Origin of the sequence: Streptomyces humidus, assembly GCF_014649655.1 — a bacterium.
Classification (GTDB): domain Bacteria; phylum Actinomycetota; class Actinomycetes; order Streptomycetales; family Streptomycetaceae; genus Streptomyces; species Streptomyces humidus.
In genome coordinates, this window is record NZ_BMTL01000008.1 from 157,149 (window position 1) to 182,371 (window position 25,223).

Sequence of the window (25,223 nt, forward strand, 5' to 3'; positions counted from 1 at the left end):
ATGGCCGAGTTCACCATGCCGTCCCTGGGCGCCGACATGGAGGAGGGCACCCTCCTGGAGTGGCTCGTGGGGCCCGGCGACCCCGTCCACAAGGGCGATCCGGTCGCGGTCGTCGAGACCGCGAAGTCGACGATCGAGGTGGAGTGCTTCGAGACCGGGGTCATGGGGCGGCTCCTCGTCGACCCAGGCGCCACGGTGCCGGTGGGCACACCGCTCGCGCTGATCGGTCCGACGGCGGACGGAGCCGTGGAACCGGAGAAGCCGGGCAGCCCTCGGAGGAAGCCGGGGAAGGCAGCGAAAGCCGGGGGTCCCACGAAGACCGGGAAAGCCGCGAGAAGTGAGAAGCCCGAGAAGGCAGTGAAGCCGGGGAAGGCAGCGAAGGCCGGTAAATCCGGTGAAGGGGAGAAGGCCGGGAACGCCGAGAAGCCGGGCGAGGCCGAGAAGCCGGGCGAGGCCGAGAAGCCCGGGAAAGCCAGGAAGGCCGAGAAACCCGGGAAGCCGCCTCGACGGCCGACCCGTCCCCCGCCCGGGAGGGAGGAACCCACCGGGCCCGCACCCTCGTCGCCCGAACCCGTCCAGGCCCCGACCCCGGCCCCGACCCCGGCCCCGGTCCCGGCCCCGGCCGCCGCCGCGCGGCCCGGGCACCTCGAGGCGGGCCCCCTGGCCCGGCGCATCGCGGAGCGGAGCGGCGTCGACCTGGAGACGCTGCCCGGTTCCGGCCCAGGAGGACGCGTCACCCGCACCGACGTGGAACGGGCCGCGGCCGGACGGGGCGCCGCCCGGCCCCCGCGGGTCCGGGCCACCCCCTTCGCGCGGCGACTCGCCGCCGAACTGGGCGTCGACCTGGTCACGTTGACGGGGACGGGCAAGGGCTCGGCCGTCCGTGCCGCCGACGTACGCCGGGCGGCCCCGGGCCCGGCGGCCGAGCCCGCGCCGGCCCGCCCGGAAGCCGCCTCGGCACGTCCCTCCGCCGAACGGGTTCCTTCCGGACGTCCCGCCGCCGCAGGTCCGTCCGAGGAGCGGGCGTCGGCCATGCGCCGGGCGATCGCCGGCCTGATGACCCGCGCCAACCGGGACATCCCCCACTACTACCTGTCCACGACCGTGGACGTCGCCGCCGCGATGGACCGGATGCACGAGCACAACCGGCGCAGCCCCGTCGGCGAACGGCTGCTCCCCGCGGCCCTGCTCCTCAAGGCGGCGGCGCTGGCCGCCCGGGAGGTCCCCGAACTCAACGGCTTCTGGACCGACGACCGCTTCACGGCCGGGGACGGCGTCCACCTCGGCATCGCGGTGTCCCTGCGCGGCGGAGGGCTCGTCGCCCCCGCGTTGCGTGACGCCGACTCCCTGGCGCTCCCGCAGCTGATGGCGGCCCTCAAGGACCTGGTCGCCCGGGCACGTGCGGGCAGACTGCGCGGGTCCGAGATGTCCGGCGCCACCCTCACGGTCACCGACCTCGGCGATCAGGGCGTGGAGACCGTCTTCGGCGTGATCCACCCACCGCAGGTGGCCCTGGTCGGCTTCGGGCGGGTGGTGGACCGGCCGTGTGCCGTCGACGGCCTGCTGGGCGTGCGCCCCACGGTGACGGCGACCCTCGCGGCCGACCACCGGGCGACGGACGGCGCCGTCGGCGCGCGCTACCTCACGGCCGTGACCCGCCTCCTGCAGAACCCGGAGGAGTTGTGAACATCAACCGGACCGACGCACTGGACATGGTCAGGGACGCGATCTCCCGCGCCGTTCCCGGCGCCGACGTGAGCGCCCTGGAGCCCGACGACCCCTTCCGGGACGTGCTGGAGATGGACTCGCTGGACTTCCTGGGATTCGTCGAGATCCTCAGTGAGATGTCGGGCGTCCGCATCGAGGACGAGGACGCGCCCCGGCTCGCCACCCTCGCCGACAGCGCCGGCTTCCTCGTCGCCCGCTCGACGTGACATCCGCTCGACATGACGTCCGCTTCCCGCGTCGGCAGACGGGAGCGGACGGCGGCCCGGACGGCCCCGCCCGATGGGCCCGGCGGCAGGCAGGCCGCTCAGGCCGCTCCGGCGCGACGCGACACGCCGTCGTTTACCAAGGAGACTGGAAAGCGGGACAGGGCCCAGCCGGAGGAGGGTTCATGACGGCGATCCGGGACTTTCTGGCACGGTTCCGGCCGGCGCCCTCGCCCGGCCGGGCGGCACCGGGCGGTGTCCCGGCCGACCGTTCCGCGGAACTGCGCGCGGAACTCGCGCCGCCGCTGGCCCTGCTGGAGGAGACGGAGGCGCAGGCCCGGACCGTGCGCGAGCGGGCCGACGCCGCCGCCGGGATCCGGCGCCGTGAAGCCGAACGGCAGGCCGGGCAGATCGTGGCCGAGGCGCGCGCGGAGGCCCTCCGGGTGCGCAGGCGCGCCGCCGAGCAGGCGGTGCGTGCCGCCGAAGCCGAGGCCGAGGCCCTGCTCGCCGTGGCGGACCGTGAGGCCGCCGCCGTACGCGCCCGTGCCGGACTGCGGATCCCCTTGCTCGCCGACCGGGTACGCGCGCTCGTGCTGGAGGACCTCGCGGCGCAGGAGTCACCGTCCCGGGAACCGGGGGCTGGTCCCTGATGGGCGCCGGGTGGGTGGCCGGAGTGACCCGGGCGCGGGCGCTGCGGACCAGGTGCCTGGGCCCCGACGGCCTCGCGGAAGTGGCCGGGTCCCCCGGACTCGATGACGCACTGCGCTACTTGGCGGCCACCCCGTACCGGCACGACGTCACGCCCGGGGTCACGCCGGCCGAAGCCCAGCATGCGGTCTCGGCGACGCTGCTGTGGCATCTGCGGGTGCTCGCCGGCTGGCAGCCGGCCGCGGGCGCCGGCGCCGTCCGGGCGCTCGCCGCGGGATTCGAGATCTCCAACACCGCACGGCACCTGAGCGCGCTCGCGCCCGGCCCCGAGACACAGGGGACGGAGCCCGTCCGCCTCCCGCCCTACCGCCTGGGCACGCTGGCGACCGCCTGGACACGGCTCGCCCGCACCCGTGGTCCGTCGGAACTGCGCACTGCGCTGGCGGCCTCCGACTGGGGCGACCCCGGAGGCGACTCCCCCGCCGCGGTCGCCACCGGCATGCGTGTCTCCGCCGCCGTGCGGCTTGCCGGGACGGTCCCCGACGCGGCGCGCTGGGCCGCGGCGCGGCTCGCCCTGCTGGTCGGCCGCCAGGTGTTCGTCGTCGGTCGCCGGATGCCGGACGTCTCCGCCCGCCGGGCGGCACGCCTGCTCGGCCCGCGGGCGATGCGGGCTTCGTCGTACGCCGACTTCCGGCAGGCGCTGCCGGCCGCCGCGCGGTGGCTGCTGGACGACGTCGACGAGGCGGCACAGCTGTGGCGGGCGGAGGCACGGTGGTGGGACGCCGTCGAGGGGGACGGCCGGGACCTGCTGCACCGGTCCGGCTTCGGGCCCCATGCTGTGGTGGGGGCCGTGGCGCTGCTGTCCGCCGACGCGTGGCGGACCCGGGGCGCCCTCGAACTGGCCGCCCGGGGCGGCGGCTCCGGGACCCGGCCCGCGGAGGTGCTCGATGCTCCGGGCTGAGGCGGTCCCGGTGCGGATGCGCAGAGTGGCCCTGATGGCGCCCGAGAGCGCCCTGCGGGAGAGCCTGGTGCGGGTCGCCGAGGCGGGCTGCGTGGAGATCGACCTCCCCGGCGACGGCGGACCGGATGTCCGCGGGCCCGCGGCGGCACGCCTGCAACGTCTGCGCACCGAGCCGGTGCGCCCGGCCCTGAGCGCGGCGCCGCCCGAGCTGGACGCCCTGGAACGCGAGGGCAGGGCGGACCTGCTGGCGGGCGAGGCGCAGCTGGAGGAGCGGCTGGGCAGCGCGGTCCGGCACGGCGAGGTCGCCGCCCTGGCCGGCTGGTGTCCCGAGGCGGAGGTCGCGGCCACGGCGGCGCGCCTCGCCGGCGCGGGAGCGGCGCTGGTGCCGCTGCGGAGCCCGCGCGGTGTCGATCCGCCGACCCTGCTGGCCGGAGCGGGCTCCGCGTCCCCGGCCCGTCCGGGGAGCACCGTGCGGCGCTCCTTCACCCCCCTGGTCAGCACGTACGGAACCGTGCCCTACGCCGACCTCGACCCCACCGTCGCGGCCGGGATCGTCTACGTGGTGATGTTCGGCCTGATGTTCGGCGACGCCGGGCACGGGCTGCTGCTCGTCGGCCTCGCCCTGCTGCTGCGGGCGGGACGGCCGCGCCGGGCGGCTGCACTGCGCCCGCTGTGGCCCTTCGTCGCCGCGGCCGGGCTGGCCGCCACCCTGGCCGGGGTCGCGTACGGCGAGTTCTTCGGCCCGACCGGCGTGCTGCCCGTGCTGTGGCTGTCGCCGCTGGAGGAGCCCATGCGGCTTCTCGCCTGCGCCGTCGGACTCGGCGCGGTACTGCTGGCCGCCGCCTACGGCGCGGGGATCGCCAACCGCTGGCGGGAGGGCGGCTTCGCGGCGGCCCTGTACGCGACGACCGGCATCGCCGGGGCGACGCTCTACCTCGGTCTCGCCGTCGTCGCCGGGTACGTGTGGCTGGGCGGGGCGGCGTACGGCGTGGCGGGGGCCGTGATCGTCGGCGTGGGCCTGTCGCTGGCCGGGGCGAGGCTGTACGCGACCACGACGGGCGGTCCGGGCGGCGCCGTGCAGACCGGCGTCCAGCTCTTCGACGTGGTGGTGCGGATCGGCTCCAACGTGGTGTCCTTCGCCCGCCTCGCGGCCTTCGGCCTGACCCATGCGGCTCTGGGCGCGATCGTCTGGGACGGCACGACGGCGCTCGCGGGACGGGGCCCGGCCGGCGTCGCCGCCGCGTCGCTGGTGTTCCTCGTCGGCAACGCACTGACGTTCGCGCTGGAGGCCTTGGTGGCGGGTGTCCAGGCGCTGCGTCTGGAGTTCTACGAACTCTTCTCCCGGCTCTTCGTGGGCGAAGGACGCCCGTTCAGGCCCTGGCGTCTGCCCGTCGAGCGCCTACCGTCGCCGTCCGGGACGAAGGCGGCCGTCGGACCGGCCCGGTGAGGAAGGAGCAGTCGTGTGAGGAAGGAGCAGTCGTGATCACCTGGTTCCTGGCCCTGCCCGTCGTCGTGGCGGGATTCGTCGCCGCCCGCCTCGTCCTGCGCCGTTCGGGCCGCACGGCCCTGTGGTGGATGGTCGCCGCCGACGCCGTGCTCCTCGTGGCGGCCACCGTGGTGCTGACCCTGGCGCTCAGCGGCGGATCCGCGCAGGCCGCGGCCGACGCGGCGCAGGGCTCCGGCTCGGGTTCCGGCTCCGCCGCCCTGATCGGCGCGGCCATCGCGGTGGCCGGGGCGACGATCGGGGCGGGCATCGCCGTCGCCTACACCGGTGCGGCGGCCCTCGCCGCGCTCAGCGAACGGCCCGAACTCTTCGGCCGGGCCATGGTCATCGTCGGCCTGGCCGAGGGCATCGCCATCTACGGGCTGGTCGTCGCGGTCATCCTGATCGGGAAGGCGTGACGATGGGGCGCGTCGCGGCCCTCGGAGAGCGGTCCCGGGTGATCGGCCTGGCGCTGGCCGGGGCGGTCGTCCTCGTCGCGGACGACGCCGAGGCCGTGCGCCGGGGCTGGCACGCCCTGCCGGACGACGTCGACCTCGTGATCCTCACGCCGGCCGCGGCCGAGGCACTGGGCCCGGACCCCGCGGCGTCCGGGGGGAGCGGGCCGCTGACCGCCGTGATGCCGTCATGACGGCCGCCGCCTCCGACCGGACGGCGAACGCGCTCCATCCGGTCCGGACGGGTCTGCTGCGCGCGGCCCACGCCGACGCCGAGGCGCTGCTGGCCCGGGCCGACCGGGAGGCCGCCTCGCTCGTCGAACAGGCGCGCTCGGATGCGCGCGCCCTCGTCGCCGAGGCCCGCCGACAGGGCGAGGCCGATGGCGCGGACTCCGCACGCGACCTTCTCGTCAGGGCCCGGCGGGAGGCCAGGTCTCGCACGCTGGGCGCCCGGCGGGAGGCGTACGGGCGACTGCGCCGGGAGGCCGCCGAACGGGTCGGGGGACTGTGCGCGACGGAGGGATACGCCGCACTGCGGGAACGGCTGGAACAGCGCGCCCGAGCCCTGCTCGGACCCGGCGCCGAGGTGACCGGCCACGCCGACGGGGGTGTGGTGGCCCGGACGCCCGGGAGGCGGGTCGACCTGTCGCTGACCGAGCTGGCGGACCGAGCGCTGGACCGGATGGGCGGGGAGGTGAGGAGACTGTGGGAGCCGTGACGAGAGCCGTGACGGGAGAGGCGACGGGAGACGTGTCGGGGCCCGCCGGCGCGTCTCGGCCGTCGGCCTGCCGGATCCTGCGGGTCACCGGGCCGCTGGTCGAGGTCGAGTACACGGGCGGCGTCGCGATGTACGACCTGGTCTCGATCGGCCCCGCCGGTCTGTCCGGCGAGGTGGTGGCCATCAGCGGTGACGTCGTCACCCTTCAGGCGTACGAGTACACCGGCGGCCTCGCTCCGGGGCAGACGGCGCTGCCGCAGGGCCGTCCACTGTCGGTACGGCTCGGTCCGCAGCTGCTCGGAGGGGTGTTCGACGGCCTGCTGCGTCCGCTGTCCGGGGCCGGCGACTGGCTGCTGCCCGGTGCGGGGAGCACCGCGGGCGAGGACCGCACCTGGTCCTTCTCCCCCAGGGTGACGCGGAACGAGGAGGTGGCGCAGGGGCAGGTGCTCGGAGACCTCCATGACGCGGGCCCGGTGCCGGTGAAGATCCTGGCGCCGCCCGGCCGCGGAGGCCCGGTCACGGAGATCGCCGGCGCCGGGGACCTGCCGTCGGAGGCCGTGGTGGCCGTGGTGGGCGGCGCCGAGGTGACGATCGGCGCCCTGTGGCCGGTGCGCAGGGCCCGCCCGGTGCGGGAGCGAGTCGACACCCGCGCGGCCCTGAACACCGGCCAGCGGGTGATCGACCTGCTCTTCCCCGTGGCGCGGGGCAGCACGGTGGCGGTGCCGGGCGGGTTCGGCACGGGGAAGACGGTGCTGCTCCAGCAGATCGCCAAGTGGTGCGACGCGGACGTCATCGTCTACGTCGGCTGCGGGGAGCGCGGCAACGAGATGGCCGACGTCATCACCGAGCTGGCCGGACTACGGGACCCGCGCACGGGCGGACGCCTCGCGGACCGCACCGTGACGATCGCCAACACCTCCAACATGCCGATGATGGCCCGTGAGGCGAGCGTCCACACCGGGATGACGGTCGCCGAGTACTTCCGCGACATGGGACTGGACGTGGTGGTCATCGCCGACTCCACCTCCCGCTGGGCCGAGGCGCTGCGCGAGTTCGCCTCCCGCACGGGCGCGCTGCCCGCCGAGGAGGGCTACCCGGCCGGGCTGGCGTCCGCCGTCGCGGCCTTCTACGAGCGGGCCGGAGCCGTGACCACCCTCGGCGGCGACCGGGGCTCGGTGACCGTCATCGGGGCGGTCTCGCCGCCCGGCGGGGACATGACCGAACCGGTGACCGCGCACACCGAACGCTTCGTCCGCTGCCTGTGGACCCTCGACCGTGACCTCGCCTACGCCCGGCACTACCCCGCGATCTCCTGGGCCGGGTCCTTCTCCCGGGACGTCCCGGTCCTCGCCGCCGGGCACCGGGCGGCCGGCGATCCGGCGTGGGCCGGGCGCCGCGACCGGGTCGGGGCGGTGCTGGCGGAAGCCGACCGGCTGGCCGACCTGGTGGACCTGATCGGCATCGCCGCCCTGCCCGCGCGGGAGCGGGTCAGCGTGCTGGCGGGGCGGCTGGTCAGGGAGGGGGTGCTGCAGCAGAGCGCGCTCTCGGAGCAGGACGCGTACTGCGGGCCGGAGAAGGCGGCCGCGCTGGCCGACGCCGTGCTGGCGGTCGTCGACCGCTGCGGCGAACTGGTGGACTCCGGGGTCCCGGCGGCCTCGGTCGAGGAGGTCGACTTCGGTCCGCTGCTGCGCGCCCGTGAGGAGACCGGCCCGCACGACGCCGCCGGAGTGACGGCACTGCGGGACGCCATGCTCACCAGGCTGGTGGGCCTGCGCCCATGAGCCGGTCGGGCGGGATCGAGTACACGACGGTGCGCGAGCTCCGGGGGCCGCTCGCGATCGTCGCGGGCGTGTCGGGGATCGGCTGGGACGAGTACGTGCGCATCACCCTCGCCTCCGGTGAACGGCGCCATGGAGTGGTCCTGGACGCCGACCGCGACCTGGCGGTCGTCCAGGTGCTGGAGGGCACCGCCGGCATGGACCCGGAGGGCGTCCGGGCGGCCTTCTCCGGTGGCCCGCTGCGCGTCCCGGTCGGGACGGACTGGCTCGGCCGGGTGTGCAACGGCCGGGGCGAGCCCCTCGACGGCGGCCCTCCCGTGTTCGGCTCCCGCGACGCCGAGGTGGGGGGCGCGCCCATCAACCCGGTGCGGCGCGAGCCGCCGTCCGAACCGGTGCTCACGGGCGTCGGGGTCGTCGACGCCCTGACCACCCTGGTGCGCGGCCAGAAACTGCCGGTCTTCTCCGTGGCCGGACTGCCGCACCTGGAACTGGCCGCCCAGATCGCCGCGCAGGCCACCACCGCGGGCGAGGCGTTCTGCGTCGTCTTCGCCGGCATGGGACTCACCCACGCCGACGCCTCCTTCGTGCGCGACGCCCTCGAGGAACGGTCCGCGGCCGGGGAACTCGTCCTCTTGCTGAACACCGCCGACGACCCGGTGATCGAGCGGATCCTCACCCCCCGCATCGCGCTCACCGTCGCCGAACACCTCGCCTTCACCGACGGACGGCACGTCCTCGTGGTGATGGCCGACATGACGACGTACGCCGAGGCCCTGCGCGAGGTCTCCGCGGCCCGCGGGGAGGTCCCGGCCCGCCGTGCCTACCCGGGCTACCTCTACAGCGACCTCGCCTCGCTGTACGAACGCTGCGGGCGCGTCCGGGGCCGCCCCGGCTCGGTCACCGTGGTTCCGGTGCTCACCATGCCCGCGGGCGACATCACCCACCCCGTGCCGGACCTGACCGGCTACATCACCGAGGGCCAGATCGTGCTCTCGCCCGAGACGCACGCGCGGGGCGTGTACCCGCCGGTGGACGCGTTGTCCTCGCTGTCCCGGCTGATGCGCAAGGGCGCCGGGCCCGGCCGCACCCGGGACGACCACCTGGACGTCGCCGCCCAGCTGCTGGCCTCTCTGGCCCGCGCCCGGCAGGTCCGCGACCTCGCGGACCTGGTGGGCCGGGCGGCGCTGAGCCCCACCGACCGCCGGTACCTCGACTTCGAGGAGGCGTTCCTGCGGGACTTCGCCGACCAGCGCGACGACGAGCCGCGCGGCCTCGACGCCTCGCTGGAACGGGGCTGGCGGGCGCTGCTCACCCTGCCGCGCGGCCAGCTCTCCATGCTCCCCGCCGGACTCCTCGACGCCCACGGGGCGAGGGAATCCGACGATCACGAGGATGCCGACGAGGTCGGCGGACCCGGCCGTCCCGAGGATCCCGACTCGCCCGAGGATCCCGACTCGCCCGAGGAGGAGGCTTCCCGATGAGCGACGTCCGCCGTACTCCGCCCGGCCGTGCGGGACGACTGCGGCTGCGGCACAGCCTCGACGTCGCCGGGCGCGGAGCGGACCTGCTGGAGCAGAAGCTGCGTATCCTCCGCTCCGAGCACCAGCGGCTGCTGCGCGCGCAGGAGGCGGCCGCACTCGCCTGGCGGGACCTGGTGTCCGAAGCGGAGGGCTGGCTGCTGCGGGGACTGCTCCTGGGCGGGGAAGCGGCCCTCGACTCGGCCGCCGCGGGCCTCGGCGCCTGCGACGTCACAGTGCGCTGGACCGTCTCCATGGGGGTACGTCGTCCGGCGGACGTCACCACGTCCGTACCCGTCCGGCCCCCTGCCGCCGCCGCTCCCTCCAACACGGCTCTCGTGCACGCCGAGGCGGCCTACGGCCGTGCCGTGCGCGCCGCCGCCGAGTACGCGGCGGCCCGGGCCGCGACCGCGCTCGTCGGGGCGGAGGTCGTCGGCACCCGGCACCGGGTCCGTGCTCTGCGGCGTCACTGGATCCCACGTCTGCGGGAGGCGCTCGCCCGGGCGGACCTCGCCCTGGAACAGGCCGAGCACGAGGACACCGTCCGCCGCCGCTGGGCTGCCCGGGCGGCCGGGGGCGGCGGGCCGGCGGCCGGCGGATGACGGTCGCGGACGCCCCACGGCCGAGGCGGTTCACCGAAACGCGGCTGTCACCGGAACGTGGCTGTCACTGGAACGCGGCATGGATCTCCTGTTCGGTCGCGGTGTGCGAGACGAGCAGGAGTTCGTCGCCGGGCCGCAGCGGTGTCGAAGGGTCCGGCACGGTGGGCTGTCCGTCGCGGACGATGGTGGCGACGACCGTCCCCTCGGGCAGCCGGACGTCGCCCAGCGGCCGTCCCGAGGTCCTGGACTGCGGCGTGATGACCGTTTCGATGACGTCGACACCGGCCTTGCTGAGCCGCAGCAGGGCGACGGTGTCGGTGGCCCCGGTCGCCTCCTCGATGAGGGAGATCAGCGGGGTGGCGGCGGGGACGGAGGCGTCGACGCCCCAGCGTTCGTCGAACAGCCAGGCGTTCTCGGCGTCGTTGACGCGGGCGGCCACGCGGGGCACCGAGAACTGCCGCTTGGCGAGCAGACTGATCACGAGGTTGTCCTCGTCGTCCCCGGTGGTGGCGATGACGAGGTCGGCGGTGAGGGCGCCGGCGTCCTCCAGCAGGGACGGTTCGCAGGCGTCCCCCGCCACCAGCCGCACCGGGATGCGGCCTTCGAGTTCGGCCAGGCGGTCGTCGTCGGCGTCGATCAGCGTGACCTCGTTGCGGGCCGCGGCGAGCACCTGCGCGATCTGGGCGCCGAGCCGTCCCGCCCCGGCGATGAGTACCTTCACGTCCCCAGCTCCTTGTCGAGAAAGCCGCCCAGTCTGCCCAGCGCGGTGGCGGCGACGGCGAACGTGACCAGGTCGCCCGCCTGCGCGGGCGTGCCGTGCGAGGGAATCAGCGAGCGGCCCCCGCGGGTGACCTCGATGACACGGATCTCGCCGTCGACGTCGAACTCGGCCAGCCGCCGCCCGATGAGGTACTCGGGCACCTCGGAACGGACGAGCAGGGTCTCCCCGTTGCCGAAACCGAGCTCGGGGTTCAGGTGACGGTGCAGCAGCATCCGGTGGATCTGGTGCACCGTCCAGCGGACGCTGGCGATGGTGGGAATGCCGAGTTCGCGGTAGATGTCGGCGCGCCGGGGGTCGTAGATGCGCGCGAGGACGATCGGCACCCGGTAGGTCTCCTTCGCCGTGCGCGCGCTGACGATGTTGCTGTTGTCCCCGGAGGTGACGGCGACGAAGGCGTCGGCGTGGTCGATGCCGGCGGCCTGGAGCACGGCACGGCTGAAGCCGTTGCCCTCGTGGAAGCGGATGCGGGGGCTGTCGGGCAGGCGCCGGGCGGCCTTCGGGCGCCGGTCGACGACGTCGACGTCGTGCCCTTCCGAGGCGAGCAGACCGGCGAGCGCGGTGCCCACCCGTCCGCAGCCGACGACGATCACCTTCACCGTGGGACTCCCTTCGGGTCGGCGCGGCGCAGCCACGCCTTGCGGGCTTCGTCCGCGAGCAGGGGCAGCGTGCCGAGCCCCGCCAGGACCGCCCAGTCGACGGCGTCGAGCGGGGCGGTGTGGAAGACGGCCTGCAGCGGTGGCGCGTAGCTGATGGCGACCATCAGGGCCACCCCGAAGCCGCCGGCCGCCAGCAGGGCCGGATTGGACAGGATCCCCGCCTTCAGGATGCTCTGCCGGTCGGTGCGCACCGCGAGCGCGTTGAAGAACTGGCTGAGCACGATCCCCGCCTGGACCATGGTGATCGCCTCCCGGTAGACGGGCGTGTCCTTGGTGAACTCGTCGAACGGGATGCCCGAGGAACCGATGTGCCAGAAGAAGACGGCGCTGACGCAGACCGCCTGGATGCCGCCCAGGAACAGGATGCGGCCGACCACGGCGGCCGAGAACAGCCGCTCCCGCCGGGAGCGCGGCGGACGGTCCATCACGTCGGGCTCGGGCGGCTCCGCTCCCAGAGCCAGGGCGGGCAGCACGTCGGAGCCCAGGTCGATGGCCAGGATCTGCACCGCGCTGATGGGCACCAGGGGGAATCCGGCGAAGGTCGCCGCCAGGATCGGGACCAGTTCCCCGATGTTGTGGCTGAAGAGGTAGACGAGGAACTTGCGGATGTTCTGGTAGACGGCCCGGCCGAGCCGCACCGCCGTCGCGATGGAGGCGAAGGAGTCGTCGAGCAGCACCATCGCGGCCGCCTCGCGGGCCACGTCGGTGCCCGACGCCCCCATGGCCACCCCGATGTCCGCGTGTTTGAGCGCGGGGGCGTCGTTCGCGCCGTCCCCGGTGACCGCCACCACCTCGCCCCGCCGCTGGAAGGCGGTGACCACCCGCATCTTGTGCTCGGGGCTGACCCGGCACAGCAGCAGCTCGGACGGCTCGGCGAGCAGGGCGTCGAGCGCCTCGTCGTTCATCGCGTCGAGCCGGGCGCCCGTCACCACGACCGGATCCGGCCGCCGTACGATGCCCACCCGGCGGGCCACGGCCTCGCCGGTCAGCGGGTGGTCGCCGGTGACCATGACGATGCGGATGCCGGCCCGGCGGCAGGCGGCGACCGCGTCGGTGACCTCCGGACGCGGCGGATCGAGCATGCCGACCAGCCCCAGCAGCGTCAGCCCGGACTCGGCCTCGCCCTGCGCGGGACGGGCCGAGTCCAGTTCCCGTCGGGCCACGGCCAGTACCCGCAGGCCCTGCGCGGCGAGCGCGTCGCCCGCCGCGGCCACCGCCGCCCGGTCCTCCCCGGTGAGCGGTCCGCGCCTCCCCTCCCACTCCACGCCGGTGCACCGCCCGACCAGCTCGCCCGGCGCTCCCTTGACGCACGCCTGGTAGCCCGCGCCGGTCCTGTGCACCGTCGTCATCAGCTTGCGGTCCGAGTCGAAGGGGAACTCCGTCACCCGGGGCGCCGCCTCCTCCTCCGCGCCGAGGTCCATCCCGGCCTTGGCGACGACGACGAGGAGCGCGCCCTCGGTGGTGTCGCCGAGCACCCGCCAGCGTTCCCGGCCCTCGGGACCCCTGGAGCGCTCGGGGCCCCCGGGGCTCCCGGGCGGCAGCAGCCGGGCGTTGCAGCACAGGCCGGCCACCCGCAGCAGTTCCCGCACCGGCGTCGCGTCGGCGACCTCGCCGCTCGGGGCGTAGCCGACCCCGTCCACCGGATGCGGCGGTCCCCCCGCCCACACCTGGGTGACGGTCATCTCCGCCTGGGTGAGCGTTCCCGTCTTGTCGGTGCACACCACCGTGGTCGACCCGAGCGCCTCCACCGCCAGCAGCTGCTTGATCAGGGCGTGGCGGCGCGCCATCCGCCGTACGCCGATCGCCAGGGACACCGAGAGGGTGGCGGGCAGCCCTTCCGGAACCATCGCCACCATCACCCCCAGCGCGAACACGAACGAGGTCACCACCGACTGCCCGGTGGGCAGCCGCACGGCGAACACCACCGCCCCGATCGCCAGTGCGGCCCCCGCCACCCGCCGGGCCATGGAGGCCACCTGGATCTGCAGCGGGGTCTTCTGCCGCGGGGCGGCCTCGGCCAGCCGGTAGATCCGCCCGAACTCGGTCTCCGCGCCGGTGGCGTGGACGACGGCCCGCCCGGATCCGGCGACGGCATCGGTCCCCATGAACACGCAGTTGCGGGCGTCCAGAGGCGCTCCGGCCGCCACCGGGTCGGCCGTGCGGCCCACGGCGTTGCTCTCCCCGGTCAGCGGAGCGTTGTTCACGGACAGCTCGTGCGCCTCGACCACCCGGCAGTCGGCCGGAACGGCGTCCCCGGCCTCCAGCACCACCACGTCACCCGGCACCAGGTCACGGGTGGACACCTCCAGCCGTTCGCCGTCGCGCAGCACCCGGCAGGTGTGGGGCACCATCGCCTCCAGCGCCTGAGCCGTCCGTTCGGCCGAGTACTCCTGGGCGAAGCCGATGCCGGCGTTCAGCAGCACGACGCCCAGGATCGCCACCGCCAGTTGCAGGGTGCCGACGTCGCGCGGCTCCTGCAGCCCGTATGCCAGGAAGGTGATCCCCGACGCGACGATCAGCACGACCGCGAAGAGGTCGGTGAACTGCGCCGCCAGCTGTCGCCATACGGGCCGGCGCCGCGCACGGGGCAGTTCGTTGGGTCCGTACCGCTCGAGGAGGTCCCGTGCCCGCGCCGCCGACAGCCCGCGCGGTGACGTGTCCAGCGCGGCGAAGACCTCGCCCGGGGCGAGTTCCGGCACCTCGGCGGGACGCGGACCGCGACCGGGCACGGCGTCGGCCGGCTCGTCCTTGCCGCCGGCCGTCCCGTCCTTGCCGCCGGCCGGTGCCGACGGGTCCAAGGCGGGGCGCATCATCCGGTCCCGTGGGGGGACGGGTTCGTCGGCCCCGGTCGGAGCAGCCGCATGGCGCGTGGGCCCTTGTGCGAGGCTGCCATCACGGACTCCAGGGAACTCGGCGGACAGGTCGCGGGTCCGCCGCCCCTCACGGGCGGCGGCGCTCCCCCATCGTGGGACGGGCCCGCCGCCGGAACCAGGGCCGTTCGGGGCAGGATCACCGGTCCGTTCGGCGGCTCACACCGGAACCGTGAGGACGGGGCAGTGTGCGTGGTGCAGGACGCCCTGACTCACCGAGCCCAGGAGCATCCCGGTGAACCCTCCGTGCCCCCGGGTTCCCACGACCAGGCCGAGGGCGTGCTCCGACGCCTCCGTCAGGACGTGCACCGGGTGCCCGAGGAGGACTTCGTGGTGCAGCTCCACCTCCGGGTGCGTCTCGGTACGGCCGGCGACCGTCTCGGACAGCACACGGCGGGCCTCCTGCACCGCCGCGTCCTCGTCCAGGACGCCGAGGAGCGGCGGCTGCCACACGTACAGGGCCCGCAGGGCCGCGCCGCGCAGGGCGGCCTCGTCGAACGCCAGATCCACCGCCGCGGCCGAATGCGGACTGCCGTCGACGCCGACCACGAAGTACGCGGGTTCCTGGGTGACGTGCTCCGGTTCGGGAACGACCGCCACCGGACAGGGGGCGTGGGCCACGAGGGGCAGGGCCACGGAGGCGGAGGTGAGCATTTCACGCCGTCGGTTCAGGTGCCAGGATCCCACCACGACCAGCGAGGCGCCGCGCGCCTCCTCGCGCAGGACCCACGCGGGCTCCCCTTCCGCCAGCAGCGTCGACACTTCCACGTCCGGTCGCCGGGACTCGACGAAGGCGACCGCCTCCGCGAGGATCTGGTCCCCCAGTCCGTGCAGCGCCTGGTTCCACTCCTCCCAGGACGGCAGCACCTCACGCGACCGGTAGCCGCGGGTGGGCATGCCCTGGGCGTGCACGAGCCGCAGCGGTACGCCCCGTCGGCCGGCTTCGTCAGCCGCCCAGGCGAGCGCGAGTCGCTTCGAGGCATCGGGGTCGACGCCCACCACGATCGGCCTGCGCCCGTCCGCACCAGCCATGGCACCTCCAGGAGATCGCTCCGCGCCGCTGCGCGTCCCTGTCTCCAGCGTCACCCCAGTCGTCGCGAACCGCCACGCCTCCGCCTGCGCCTCCGGTCACTCCCGTCACTCCGCACTCCGCGCTCCGCACGAGGGAGCCGCTCGGGCCCGTGTCCGTCGAGTGGCCACCGCGGACCGAACGGGGGGAGGCTGGAACCACGCGATCGACGTTCCCGCCGGCGGTCCCGAGCGCCGCGCGGGCCGCGGCCGCGCGAGCCGTCGAGCGGATGGGAGAGAGCCCATGAGGGTCGGAGTACTGACCGGCGGCGGCGACTGCCCCGGCCTGAACGCCGTGATCCGCAGCGTCGTCCGCAAAGGCGTCGACGCGTACGGCTTCGACTTCGTCGGGTTGCGCGACGGCTGGCTCGGCCTGCTCCAGGATGTCGTCCTCCCCTTGGACATCGCCAGGGTGCGGGGGATCCTCCCGCGCGGCGGAACCATCCTCGGTTCCTCCCGCACCAACCCGTTCACGCACGAGGACGGGCTGCGACGCGTGCGGGACACCATTGCCGCGCACGACGTGGACGCGCTCGTCGTGATCGGCGGCGAGGACACCCTCGGCGTGGCCGCCGAACTGAGCCGTCAGGGCATCCCCCTGGTCGGCGTGCCCAAGACCATCGACAACGACGTCGCCGGCACCGACTGCACCTTCGGCTTCGACACCGCGGTCGGCATCGCGACCGAGGCCATCGACCGTCTGCACACCACCGCCGAGTCGCACATGCGCGCCCTGGTGGTGGAGGTCATGGGGCGGCACTCCGGGTGGATCGCGCTGCACGCGGGCGTCGCGGGCGGCGGCAACGTGATCCTCATCCCGGAGCGGCCCTTCGACATCGATCAGGTCTGTGAGCAGGTGAAGAACAGATTCAAGATCAACTACGCGCCGATCGTCGTGGTCGCCGAGGGGGCCGCCCCGAAAGAGGGGCAGATGATTGTCAAGGACCAGTCGGTGGACGAGTTCGGCCATGCCCGGCTGTCCGGCGTCGGCGAGTGGCTGGCCCGGGAGATCTCGGAGCGCACCGGCAAGGACGCCCGCACGACGGTGCTGGGGCACGTTCAGCGCGGCGGCACCCCCAGCGCCTTCGACCGCTGGCTGGCCACCCGCTTCGGGCTGCACGCCATCGACGCGGTCAGGGACGGCGACTTCGGCGTCATGGTCGCCCTGCGGGGCACCCGGATCGTCCGCGTCCCCCTCGCCGACGTCACGGCGAAGACCAAGACCGTCGATCCTTCGCTGTACGACGAGTTCGAGGTGTTCTTCGGCTGAGCACGACCGGCGCCCGCCTCGGCTGGAAGAAAGAGCCTCCCGGGACGGGCCTCCCCGGACGGCTTACCCACACGGGTCGCCTCCGCCCGGAGGCGTCGGTGCGTGGGGCAGGTCCGTCCGGGGGCTTCCGGCGGCACGGCTGCGCTCAGTGCAGGATCTTCTCCCTGGCCAGCCGGAACTCGTCTTCGGTGATGTCGCCCTTGGAACGGATCTCGGAGAGTTTCGCCAGTTGTTCCGCCTCGCTCGCGGACTCCGCACCGCCGCCACGGGCGGTCTCCCGGATGTGTTCGTCGAACGCCTGCTGACGCGCCTGGGCATGCTGCCTCTCGCGGGTGCCCGTCTCCTTGCCGCGGGCCACCACGTAGACGAAGACGCCGAGGAACGGGAGCAGGATCACGAACACGAGCCACCCCGTCTTGGCCCCGCCACCGAGGCTGTCGTCCCGGAAGACGTCACCGATGATCCGGAAGAGGAGGACGAACCACAGGATCCACAGGAAGATCCACATCGTCGTCCAGAAGACCCCGGGGACCGGGTAGTCGTAGGCCAGGGTCATGTCGCCGCTCCTGGCTCCTCGCCCTCGTCGTCCACCGGGAGCCAGAAGGCCTCGCCGATGTTGCGGGCGGCGGACACCACGCGGGCGCTGCCGACCACGGGGGCCACTGCCACGAGGGTGCCCTGGATCCGTTCCAGGGGCACGCCGAGTCCTTCGGCGGCCCCGACGTCGAGCAGGTACGAGGCGGGAGAGGCGTCCATGGCCACCAGCGCCGCGATACGGGTCAGCAGGTACGTCTCCGGGGTCCACAACGGTTGAACCGGGTGCGCGGCACCGCGGGCGGAGGCGGCTTCCGTCGGACCACGAAACGTTCGCCGGAGACGTCGGCGACGACCCTGCCGGCCGTGCCTCCCGTGTACGGGAAGGGACCTGCGCGCCGGCCTCACCCGCACCGGGGGATCAGCCGTGGCCGGGCCTCCGCACGCCCAGAGACGCGTTGCCGGGCGTCGCGTCCGGGCGGACTGCCCGCGCGTCACCCGTGCCGGGGTGACGGACTCAGGGCCGCGCACGGCCCGGACCGGGGCGATGAGCGCCGCTGAGCTGCCCGATCCGAGCGTCCGGCGCCACCCGTTCCACCCGTTGCAGTCGGGCGGGCGGGGGCGTGGCCGGGACGAGGAGGGTCACAGGCGGATGACGACCAGCGCGGTGTCGTCGGTGGTGTCGGTGGACGGAAGCAGGTCGGCCAGGAGGGCGTCGGCCAGGGCCTCGGGGTCGGCTCGCCCGTGGCGGACGAGGGAGTCGGCGAGGCGGGCCAGACCGACGTCGATGTCCTCGTTGCGACGCTCGATCAGGCCGTCGGTGTAGAGGACCAGGATGGCGCCCTCGGCGAAGTCCGTGGTGGCCTCGGGCCGTGCCACGTGTTCGGGGCGCGCCCCGAGCGGGGGGTCCGTCGCCCGGTCGAGGAAGGTCACGGTGCCGTCCTGGTGCAGCAGGATCGGTGGGGGATGGCCCGCGCTGCTGTAGGTGATGGTGTGGGTGCCCCAGTCGATGAAGGCCTTGACCACGGTGCTCGACTCGGCGCCCTCGACATGGCGGGCATACAGCCCCAGGGCCTCCACGGCGCGGGCGGGGCTCTCGGCGACACGGGCAGCCGCGCTGAGCGCGCTGCGCAGCTGCCCCATGACGCCGGCCGCCTGCAGGCCGTGGCCGACGACGTCGCCGACGGCGACCGCGATCCGGTCGCCGGGCAGGTCGACCAGGTCGTACCAGTCGCCGCACACGTTCAGGGTGCCGACGGCGGGCCGGTAGCGGACGGCAGCCCGGTGGTGTCCGACCGGGGTGGGGGTGGGCAGCATCGCCGCCTGCAGGGCCAGGGCGACCTCGCGGTCACGCGCCTGCGCCAGGCGGAGGCGTTCGTTCAGTTCCTGCAGCTCACGGGCGCGGGTGTACAGCTCGGCCTCGAGCACGCGGGCCCGGCTGCTGTCACTGCCTGTGCCGCTGCGGGCGCGGATGAGTTCGGTGACCTCCTCCACCCGGTGCACGATCAGCACCACGTTCCCGTCCGGGCCGAGCACGGGGGCGTTGACCGGGCTCCAGAAGTGCTCCACCCAGTGGCCGGGCCGCTCGCGGTCCTCGATGTCGTAGCGCAACAGCGCCATGGTGTCGCGCTCGCCGGTGGCCACTGCCCGCAGCATCGACGCCCGTGTCTCGCGCATGCCGGCCGCGGCCGGGTCGTTGGGGTTCTCGGGGAAGACGTCGAAGACGTAGCGGCCCAGCAGCTGCTCGCGGTCGCGCCCGGCCAGCAGCAGGAAGTCCTCGTTGGCGTCGACGTACCGCAGATCAGGGGTCAGCAGAGCCACCATGCCCGGGAGGGCCCGGAACACCGCCGCGTAGTCGATCCGCGGTTTCCTCATGTGCTGCCCGCCTCGGCGCCGATCGTCCCTGTGCTGCTCCACGATAGGAGGGAACACGCCGCCGAGCCCGGACACTGCCCCTTTCGGCCCACGGCAGTCACCTGGGCGGCCCCGTGGAGACGGCGCGGCGCGCCGGGGGTGGGAAGGGGCGGCGACCCCCCGGCGGCCTGCCGCCAGGGTCCTCCCCCGTGAGGCACGGGACACGACGGTCGGCCACTGCCGCCGGACCTCCCGCCGGCCACCCGAACGGGTGAACTCGCGGAACCTCGCGGAGGAGACGGCCGGCGGTTCGGGGATCGCCGTCGCGCACCCGGCGTGCCGCTCGTGCCGCGTTCCGCCGGCGACGGTCCCGCCCGCCGTCCGTGCCGGTCGGTGGGGCACGGAGCCGTCCGGGCCCGCCCGGCCGGAACCGGTGCGGACCGACCGGCCCATGCGCCTCCCGTGCATCGGGCGGAGAGTGGAGGGAGGAACGCACGCGACATGAGGAGGCAAAAGCCATGTGGCACCGGACGGTGAGCGACCTCATGACCACATCGGTCGTCCGGGTGAACCGGGACACCGGCTTCAAGGAGATCGCGAAACAGCTCGCCGAGTACGACGTCACCGCCGTACCGGTCGTCGACGACGAACGCGTCGTGGGCGTGGTCTCCGAAGCGGACCTGCTGCGCAAGGAGGCGGCCCGGCTGGACCCGGCGGGCCTGCTGCCGGTCCTGCACGCGAAGCCCGCCTCCCGGGCGAAGGCGGAGGCGACCACCGCCGAAGGCCTGATGAACAGCCCCGCCGTGACCGCGAGGCCCCAGTGGACGGCCGTCGAGGCCGCGCAGGTCATGGAGCGCCACCACGTCAAACGGCTGCCCGTGGTCGACGAAGCCGACAGGCTGGTCGGTGTGATCAGCAGGGCCGACCTGCTGCGCGTCTTCCTGCGTGGCGACAGCGCCATCCGGGAGGAGATCTCCGGGGAGATCCTGCTGCGCACCCTCGGCATCACGCCCGGCGCGATCGCCGTGCGGGTCGTGGGAGGCCGTGTCTCGCTGAAGGGCACCGTCGAACGCAAGTCCCTCGTCCCGGTCGTCGTGCGCCTGTGCCAGGGCGTGGACGGAGTCGTCGACGTCTCCGCGGAGCTGCTCCACCGGGTCGACGACACCTCCTCGGAACCCGGGGCCGACGCGTCACGCCGCACCGGACTGGCCATGTGAGCGAGAATCGGAGTTGATCACCATGAGCCCTGCGGCCGCCGCGCCCGATCGTCCGGTCCGGGTCACCACCAGGCTCGACGCACCGCTCTCCCGCTGGCTGTGGCTGGTGAAGTGGATCCTGGTCATCCCGCACTGGGTGGTGCTGTTCTTCCTCTGGATCGCCTTCACCGTCGTCACTGTGATCGCCTTCTTCGCCATCCTCTTCACCGAGCGCTATCCACGCGCCCTCTTCGATTTCAACCTCGGGGTGCTGCGCTGGAGCTGGCGGGTGGCGTACTACTCGTACGGCGCCCTGGCCACCGACCGCTACCCGCCCTTCAGCCTGGGCGAGGAGCCCGGCTACCCGGCGCGGCTGGACGTCGCCTACCCCGAGCGGCTGTCGCGTGGCCTGGTCCTGGTGAAGTGGTGGCTGCTGGCCGTCCCGCACTACCTCGTCATCTGCTTCTTCGTCGGCAGCTGGCGCACCGACTGGTGGTCGGGCGGACTGGTGGGGGTGCTGACCCTGATCGCCGCCGTGGTCCTGGCCTTCACGGCGAAGTATCCCCGGGACCTGTTCGACCTGATCACAGGCCTGAACCGATGGGTACTGCGCGTTGCCGCCTACGTCACCCTGATGACGGACGCCTATCCGCCGTTCCGTCTCGACATGGGAGGCGACGAGCCCGACGACCCGCGGCTGCCGTCATGACCCGCTGCCGCCCGGCCGCCTGAGGGAGGCAGGGAATCCGGGAGGCAGCCCCGAATCCGGGAGTCAGAGAATCCGGAAGTCGGGGAATCCGGGGATCCGTGGATCCCGCCGTCCGCCGGGGCCGCCTGTGCGACGGCACGGCACGGGGCGGCCCCGGCGGGCCTCACCGTGCCGGTCCGTCGTCCGCCATGGGCCAGCCGGACGAGGGACCGGCGCTGCGCGTGTCCACCGGCGGGTTCATCCCCTCGATGTCGCGGTCCGCCACCTCCACGAGCTGCCGGCCGAGGTCGTACAGGGCACGGCCCGCCGCCAGCTCGTCGCCGATCTCCGGTACGTCCTTGTCGGCGGGGTTGCGGTGCGCGGCACCGTGACCGGTGAGTTCCGTGGTGCCGGTGTCCAGCACCGCACGCGCCTTGGTCCTGTCCTCTTCCTCGAAGAGGTAGAGACGAACCTTCCACTCCTGGGTGTGCGGCATGGTTCTGCTCCTCGCATCGGTGGGGATCAGGGAATCCGGGTGCCTCGCGTTCATGGCCCGGCCGGGCCGCGGGGGTGGGCCAGGACCTCCTCCTCGATACGGCGTCGGACCTCCTCGGCGAGGAGGGACAGCCGCTCCGAGGACACCGCCCGGGGCGCGACGGGGGCCCGGATCCGGCGGGCCTCGGGCGGCAGCCAGGCCAGATCCGCGAGAAGTCTCTCCGTGCTCGCCGCCAGGCCGGGACGCCCGGTGGTGCGTCGGCCGCCTCGCATCACCGTCTCCAGGAGCGGCACGCCGGCCGCCGGCGGCTGCTCGTCGTGCAGAGCGATCACGTCGGCCCGCTCCGGACGGCGGAAGACCTGCTTCTGTCCCGGGGCCGTCACCTTCGCCGAGGAGAGCTTCATCACCGGCCGTCCCGCGTACTCGACCAGCTTGTAGGCGGAGTCCAGGAACGGGGCGTCGGCGGACACGCCCACGCGGGTGCCGACGGCGTAGACGTCGATCGGCGCACCGGAGCGGACCAGTTCGTCCACGGCGTACTCGTCCAGGCCGCCGCTGGCGACGATCCGTACGTCCGGCAGGCCGGCCGCGTCGAGCAGGGTCCGCGCCCGGAACGCGAGGGCTCCGAGGTCACCGCTGTCCAGCCGTACGGCCGAACCGGGTCCCCGGTCGAGGTCGCGCAGGACGCGCGCCGCGACGCGGACCCCCTCCTCGGTGTCGTAGGTGTCCACCAGGAAGGTCAGCGGACCCGGGTGGGCTCGGGCGAAGGCCCGGAAGGCTTCTTCCTCCGTCCCGAAGGCCTCGATGAACGAGTGGGCCATCGTGCCGACGGCCGGGACTCCTTCGGCGACCGCGGCGGCGACGTTGCTCGTGCCCGCGAAACCGACGAGCGCGCCCAGCCTGGCGGCCTGGAACCCTGCCTGAATGCCGTGGGTGCGGCGGAGGGAGAAGTCCACGACGGGGTGTCGCGCGGCGGCCAGGACGCAGCGCACGGCCTTCGAGGCGATCGTCGTCTGATGGCTGACCTGGTTCAGCAGGTAGGTCTCCACCAGCTGCGCCTGCGGGATCGGGGCGGTCACCTCCAGCAGCGGTTCTCCGGCAAGCACGATCCGGCCTTCCGGCACCGCTCTCACCTGGCCGGTGAACTCCGTGCCCCGCAGGAGGTCCAGCTCACGCGCGGGCCGGTGCAGCGCCGAGGCGTAGGCCTCGACGTCGTCCGCGCCGACCCGGAAGCCGGCCAGGAAGTCCAGCGCCGACTCCAGTCCCGCCGCGACCAGGAAGCCGCGGTCGGGTGGCAGGTCGCGGACGAACAGACTGAACGTCGCGGGCGCGGTCATTCCCTCACGCAGGTAGGAGAGGGCCATCGTGACCTCGTACAGGTCAGTGGTCGTCGCTTCCGACATGGTGGACACCTCCTCCGGTCTCCCGGGCTCTCCCTCTCCCGGGCTCTCCCTGCGCAGGCGCACGGACCGGCCGACGGCGCACCCGTCGCGTCCTGCCCGCGCGCCTTCGTCCGACGGCGTCGCCCCCGGCTCCGGCTCCGGGCCCGGCTCCGAAGCCCGCTCCCACTCAGGTCGCCCGTCTCCGGGTGCCGGCGCCCGGAATCGGGCCGCAGGTCCTCGTCGGCCGGGCGTCCGTCTCCCTCAGCGGCGCGGGTCACAGCGCGGGCACGACCACGACCGGACACGGCGCGTGATGCAGCACCGTGTGATTGACCAGGCCCAGTTGAAGGCCGACGTGCCCGTGACGCCGGCGCGCTCCGACCACGATCACATCGGCTCGGGAGGCCTCGTGCAGGAGCGCGCGCCGTGCCGAGCCCTCGACCACCTCGCTGCTCACCGCGACGTCCCGGTACCGCTCGGCGGGACCGGCCAGTTTGTCGGCGAGCACCTGCGCCGGCGGTCGCCGCCCGGCCTGGAGCGCGTACCCGGACAGGCCGGGAGGCCCGGGGTTGCCGACGGGGACGGACCAGGCGTGCACAGCGACCAGTCGGCAACGCCGCACCTGGGCCTCACGGAAGGCGAAGAGGAGGGCGGTGTCGCTCCCCTCCCCCTCCTCGACGCCGACGACGACGCTGCCGAACCGGCCCTGACGGTGCTCCGCCCCACCGCGCACGACGATCACGGGGCAGTCGGCGTGAGCGGCCACGGCCAGGCTGACCGAGCCCAGGAGCAGCCCGGCCAGATCGCCGAGGCCTCTGGATCCGAGGACGAGCGCGAAGGCGTTGCGGCCTTTCGCGACGAGCGCCGCCGCCGCCTCCTCGTGCACCACCTCGTCGGACAGCCTCGCGGCCGGCGCGCTTCGCCTCGCTCGCGCCGACGCGACGGCGACCAGGCCGGACGCCGCGTGCTCCGGCACGGCCGCGTGGACGAGGTGGAGGGGCACCCCGTGCCGCAGCGACTCGGCGGCGGCCCAGTCCACTGCCTCCAGGCTCGCCTCGGACCCGTCGATGCCGACCATCAGGGGAAGCGTCACCGCCGCCACCTCCGTCGTTGGGGATCGGGCGCCCTTGCGGGCAGAGCCCCGGCCGGGGAGCACCTGTGCCACGCCGGGATCCGATCACCTCGACGCGGACGTGCCGCACCGCGTGGACCGGCGGGGACGCTCACCCACCTTCCAGCTTCGTACGGGACGGCGGCGGTCGCCACGGCAGCGGTCCGCTCCCGGCCTTCGCGGCCCGCCCGGGACCCCCCTTCCGCTTCCCGACCGCCGGTGCGGCCGGCCGGGACCGGGGCCGAACGGTCCCGTCACCACCCGTTCGGCCCATCGCGGCCGCGGCTCTCCCGCGTTCGACTGGAACCAAGCAGCGGGAACATCACCGAGGAGGCCGGTCATGAAGAGCGCGGCACCGGACACGACGCCGGACGCGACGACCGTGCGGGAGCCGGTCGTGCACGAGTTGAACGTCACCCATGTCGAGGGTGACGCCTACGCGGTGGACATCCGGGGGCACCGGCTCCTGGTCGACCAACCGGTCGACGCGGGAGGGACGGACACCGCCCCGACGCCCGTGGAGCTGTTCGCCGCGTCACTGGCGGCCTGTGTCGCCCACTACGCGGGCCGCTACCTCCGGCGTCACGGAGTTCCGCGCGCCGGACTGCGGGTCCGCACGGAGTTCACCATGGCCACGGACCGGCCCGCCCGTGTCGGGTCGATACGCGTCGTCGTCGTTCCGCCCCCGGCGCTGTCCGCCGAGCGGCACGCGGCCATGCTCGCGGTCGCCTCGCACTGCACCGTCCACAACACGCTCCACGAGGCCCCCCTGATCGACATCGCCCTGGAGACCCCATGACGGCCGCCCCCTCCCCTGGCTCCCCTGACTCCCCTGTCCCCTCGAGTCCCCCAGGAAGCGGGTGACGATGATGTTCTGGTACGGCCATGATCCGAGCGGGTGGGGCTGGTTCGTCATGTCGGTCGGCATGGTCTTCTTCTGGGGTCTCGTCATCGCCATCGGCGTCCTGCTGTTCCGGACCCTGTCCCGGCCGGCCGAACCGCGGATGCCCGGCCCTGAGCGGAGTGGGCCCGTCGCCGAGCAGGTCCTCGCCGAACGGTTCGCCCGCGGAGAGATCGACGAGGACGAGTACCGCCGCCGACTGGCCGTCCTGCGCGACCGTGACGGGGCCGGCCCCCGGCCGGACAAGAGATGATCAGCAGGCCGGTACCGGGCCGGGCGGGTCGTGCCCGCGGCCCGGCAGCCGCCGGCACCCGCTTCCGCGG

At 74.3% G+C, this 25,223-nt stretch carries 26 protein-coding genes; 16 read left to right on the plus strand and 10 right to left on the minus strand.

Going from position 1 to position 25,223, the window contains the following annotated elements; genetic code table 11:
• The 11 genes from IE239_RS11685 (at position 1) to IE239_RS11735 (ending at position 10,093) form a co-directional block, all read left to right on the plus strand.
• Positions 1–1,686 carry a dihydrolipoamide acetyltransferase family protein gene (locus IE239_RS11685; protein WP_190149182.1) on the plus strand — a complete coding sequence of 562 codons (1,686 nt, stop codon included), beginning with the start codon at positions 1–3 and terminating at the stop codon, positions 1,684–1,686.
• Positions 1,683–1,934, plus strand: a complete 252-nt coding sequence (locus IE239_RS11690) for an acyl carrier protein (protein WP_229878035.1) — start codon at positions 1,683–1,685, stop codon at positions 1,932–1,934. The genes IE239_RS11685 and IE239_RS11690 overlap by 4 nt, the downstream gene beginning before the upstream one ends.
• A gap of 182 nt (positions 1,935–2,116) precedes the next feature.
• A complete protein-coding gene (locus IE239_RS11695; RefSeq protein ID WP_190149183.1) occupies positions 2,117–2,581 on the plus strand; it encodes a hypothetical protein in 465 nt (154 codons plus the stop codon).
• A gap of 14 nt (positions 2,582–2,595) precedes the next feature.
• Positions 2,596–3,540 carry a V-type ATPase subunit gene (locus IE239_RS11700; protein ID WP_229878036.1) on the plus strand — a complete coding sequence of 315 codons (945 nt, stop codon included), beginning with the start codon at positions 2,596–2,598 and terminating at the stop codon, positions 3,538–3,540.
• Positions 3,527–4,987 (plus strand): V-type ATPase 116kDa subunit family protein, encoded by a 1,461-nt coding sequence (locus IE239_RS11705; protein ID WP_229878037.1) that lies wholly within the window; start codon positions 3,527–3,529, stop codon positions 4,985–4,987. The genes IE239_RS11700 and IE239_RS11705 overlap by 14 nt, the downstream gene beginning before the upstream one ends.
• Before the next feature lie 32 nt (positions 4,988–5,019).
• The gene (locus tag IE239_RS11710; protein WP_190149185.1) at positions 5,020–5,442 is read left to right on the plus strand and encodes an ATP synthase subunit C; all 423 of its coding nucleotides are present in this window, start codon (positions 5,020–5,022) and stop codon (positions 5,440–5,442) included.
• Between the two features lie 2 nt (positions 5,443–5,444).
• On the plus strand, positions 5,445–5,672 hold the full coding sequence (locus IE239_RS11715; protein ID WP_229878038.1) for a hypothetical protein: 228 nt from the start codon (positions 5,445–5,447) through the stop codon (positions 5,670–5,672).
• The gene (locus IE239_RS11720) at positions 5,669–6,196 is read left to right on the plus strand and encodes a V-type ATP synthase subunit E (protein ID WP_190149318.1); all 528 of its coding nucleotides are present in this window, start codon (positions 5,669–5,671) and stop codon (positions 6,194–6,196) included. The genes IE239_RS11715 and IE239_RS11720 overlap by 4 nt, the downstream gene beginning before the upstream one ends.
• Complete coding sequence (locus IE239_RS11725) at positions 6,193–7,977, plus strand: V-type ATP synthase subunit A (RefSeq protein WP_229878039.1); 1,785 nt, start codon at positions 6,193–6,195, stop codon at positions 7,975–7,977. The genes IE239_RS11720 and IE239_RS11725 overlap by 4 nt, the downstream gene beginning before the upstream one ends.
• Positions 7,974–9,455, plus strand: coding sequence for a V-type ATP synthase subunit B (locus IE239_RS11730; RefSeq protein ID WP_268254508.1), 1,482 nt, complete (start codon positions 7,974–7,976; stop codon positions 9,453–9,455). Before IE239_RS11725 ends, IE239_RS11730 begins: the two co-directional genes overlap by 4 nt.
• Entirely contained in the window at positions 9,452–10,093 is a 642-nt protein-coding gene (locus IE239_RS11735) for a V-type ATP synthase subunit D (RefSeq protein ID WP_190149187.1), read from the plus strand. The genes IE239_RS11730 and IE239_RS11735 overlap by 4 nt, the downstream gene beginning before the upstream one ends.
• Positions 10,094–10,157: 64 nt before the next feature.
• On the opposite strand, the gene IE239_RS11740 is transcribed toward IE239_RS11735, so the two are convergent.
• From IE239_RS11740 to IE239_RS11755, 4 genes are all read right to left on the minus strand, one after another.
• Entirely contained in the window at positions 10,158–10,814 is a 657-nt protein-coding gene (locus IE239_RS11740) for a potassium channel family protein (RefSeq protein ID WP_190149188.1), read from the minus strand.
• Complete coding sequence (locus IE239_RS11745) at positions 10,811–11,470, minus strand: potassium channel family protein (protein WP_190149189.1); 660 nt, start codon at positions 11,468–11,470, stop codon at positions 10,811–10,813. Before IE239_RS11745 ends, IE239_RS11740 begins: the two co-directional genes overlap by 4 nt.
• Complete coding sequence (locus IE239_RS11750; protein ID WP_308435389.1) at positions 11,467–14,328, minus strand: cation-translocating P-type ATPase; 2,862 nt, start codon at positions 14,326–14,328, stop codon at positions 11,467–11,469. The genes IE239_RS11745 and IE239_RS11750 overlap by 4 nt, the downstream gene beginning before the upstream one ends.
• A gap of 231 nt (positions 14,329–14,559) precedes the next feature.
• Positions 14,560–15,432, minus strand: a complete 873-nt coding sequence (locus IE239_RS11755) for a universal stress protein (protein WP_190149191.1) — start codon at positions 15,430–15,432, stop codon at positions 14,560–14,562.
• Between the two features lie 280 nt (positions 15,433–15,712).
• Between IE239_RS11755 and IE239_RS11760 the strand changes: the two genes are divergently transcribed.
• Positions 15,713–16,738 carry a 6-phosphofructokinase gene (locus IE239_RS11760; RefSeq protein ID WP_190149192.1) on the plus strand — a complete coding sequence of 342 codons (1,026 nt, stop codon included), beginning with the start codon at positions 15,713–15,715 and terminating at the stop codon, positions 16,736–16,738.
• Positions 16,739–16,883: 145 nt separating this feature from the next.
• Here IE239_RS11760 and IE239_RS11765 read toward each other — a convergent pair whose 3' ends face one another.
• The 3 genes from IE239_RS11765 to IE239_RS11775 form a co-directional block, all read right to left on the minus strand.
• Positions 16,884–17,294 carry an SHOCT domain-containing protein gene (locus IE239_RS11765; protein WP_190149193.1) on the minus strand — a complete coding sequence of 137 codons (411 nt, stop codon included), beginning with the start codon at positions 17,292–17,294 and terminating at the stop codon, positions 16,884–16,886.
• The gene (locus IE239_RS11770) at positions 17,291–17,545 is read right to left on the minus strand and encodes a carboxymuconolactone decarboxylase (RefSeq protein ID WP_229878040.1); all 255 of its coding nucleotides are present in this window, start codon (positions 17,543–17,545) and stop codon (positions 17,291–17,293) included. Before IE239_RS11770 ends, IE239_RS11765 begins: the two co-directional genes overlap by 4 nt.
• Positions 17,546–17,914: 369 nt before the next feature.
• Entirely contained in the window at positions 17,915–19,147 is a 1,233-nt protein-coding gene (locus IE239_RS11775) for a PP2C family protein-serine/threonine phosphatase (RefSeq protein WP_190149194.1), read from the minus strand.
• Between the two features lie 497 nt (positions 19,148–19,644).
• Here IE239_RS11775 and IE239_RS11780 point away from each other — a divergent pair, with 497 nt between their 5' ends.
• Together IE239_RS11780 and IE239_RS11785 are read left to right on the plus strand one after the other, a co-directional pair.
• Positions 19,645–20,343 carry a CBS domain-containing protein gene (locus IE239_RS11780; RefSeq protein WP_190149195.1) on the plus strand — a complete coding sequence of 233 codons (699 nt, stop codon included), beginning with the start codon at positions 19,645–19,647 and terminating at the stop codon, positions 20,341–20,343.
• 22 nt (positions 20,344–20,365) lie between these two features.
• The gene (locus IE239_RS11785) at positions 20,366–21,031 is read left to right on the plus strand and encodes a DUF4389 domain-containing protein (RefSeq protein WP_190149196.1); all 666 of its coding nucleotides are present in this window, start codon (positions 20,366–20,368) and stop codon (positions 21,029–21,031) included.
• A gap of 163 nt (positions 21,032–21,194) precedes the next feature.
• Here IE239_RS11785 and IE239_RS11790 read toward each other — a convergent pair whose 3' ends face one another.
• The 3 genes from IE239_RS11790 to IE239_RS11800 form a co-directional block, all read right to left on the minus strand.
• Positions 21,195–21,506, minus strand: coding sequence for a DUF1876 domain-containing protein (locus IE239_RS11790; protein WP_190149197.1), 312 nt, complete (start codon positions 21,504–21,506; stop codon positions 21,195–21,197).
• Positions 21,507–21,556: 50 nt separating this feature from the next.
• Positions 21,557–22,909, minus strand: coding sequence for a nicotinate phosphoribosyltransferase (locus tag IE239_RS11795; RefSeq protein WP_190149198.1), 1,353 nt, complete (start codon positions 22,907–22,909; stop codon positions 21,557–21,559).
• 253 nt (positions 22,910–23,162) lie between these two features.
• Positions 23,163–23,981 (minus strand): universal stress protein, encoded by an 819-nt coding sequence (locus IE239_RS11800; protein ID WP_190149199.1) that lies wholly within the window; start codon positions 23,979–23,981, stop codon positions 23,163–23,165.
• 358 nt (positions 23,982–24,339) lie between these two features.
• Here IE239_RS11800 and IE239_RS11805 point away from each other — a divergent pair, with 358 nt between their 5' ends.
• Complete coding sequence (locus tag IE239_RS11805; protein ID WP_190149200.1) at positions 24,340–24,798, plus strand: OsmC family protein; 459 nt, start codon at positions 24,340–24,342, stop codon at positions 24,796–24,798.
• 67 nt (positions 24,799–24,865) lie between these two features.
• A complete protein-coding gene (locus tag IE239_RS11810; RefSeq protein ID WP_190149311.1) occupies positions 24,866–25,153 on the plus strand; it encodes an SHOCT domain-containing protein in 288 nt (95 codons plus the stop codon).
• The last annotated feature ends 70 nt before the right edge of the window (positions 25,154–25,223 follow it).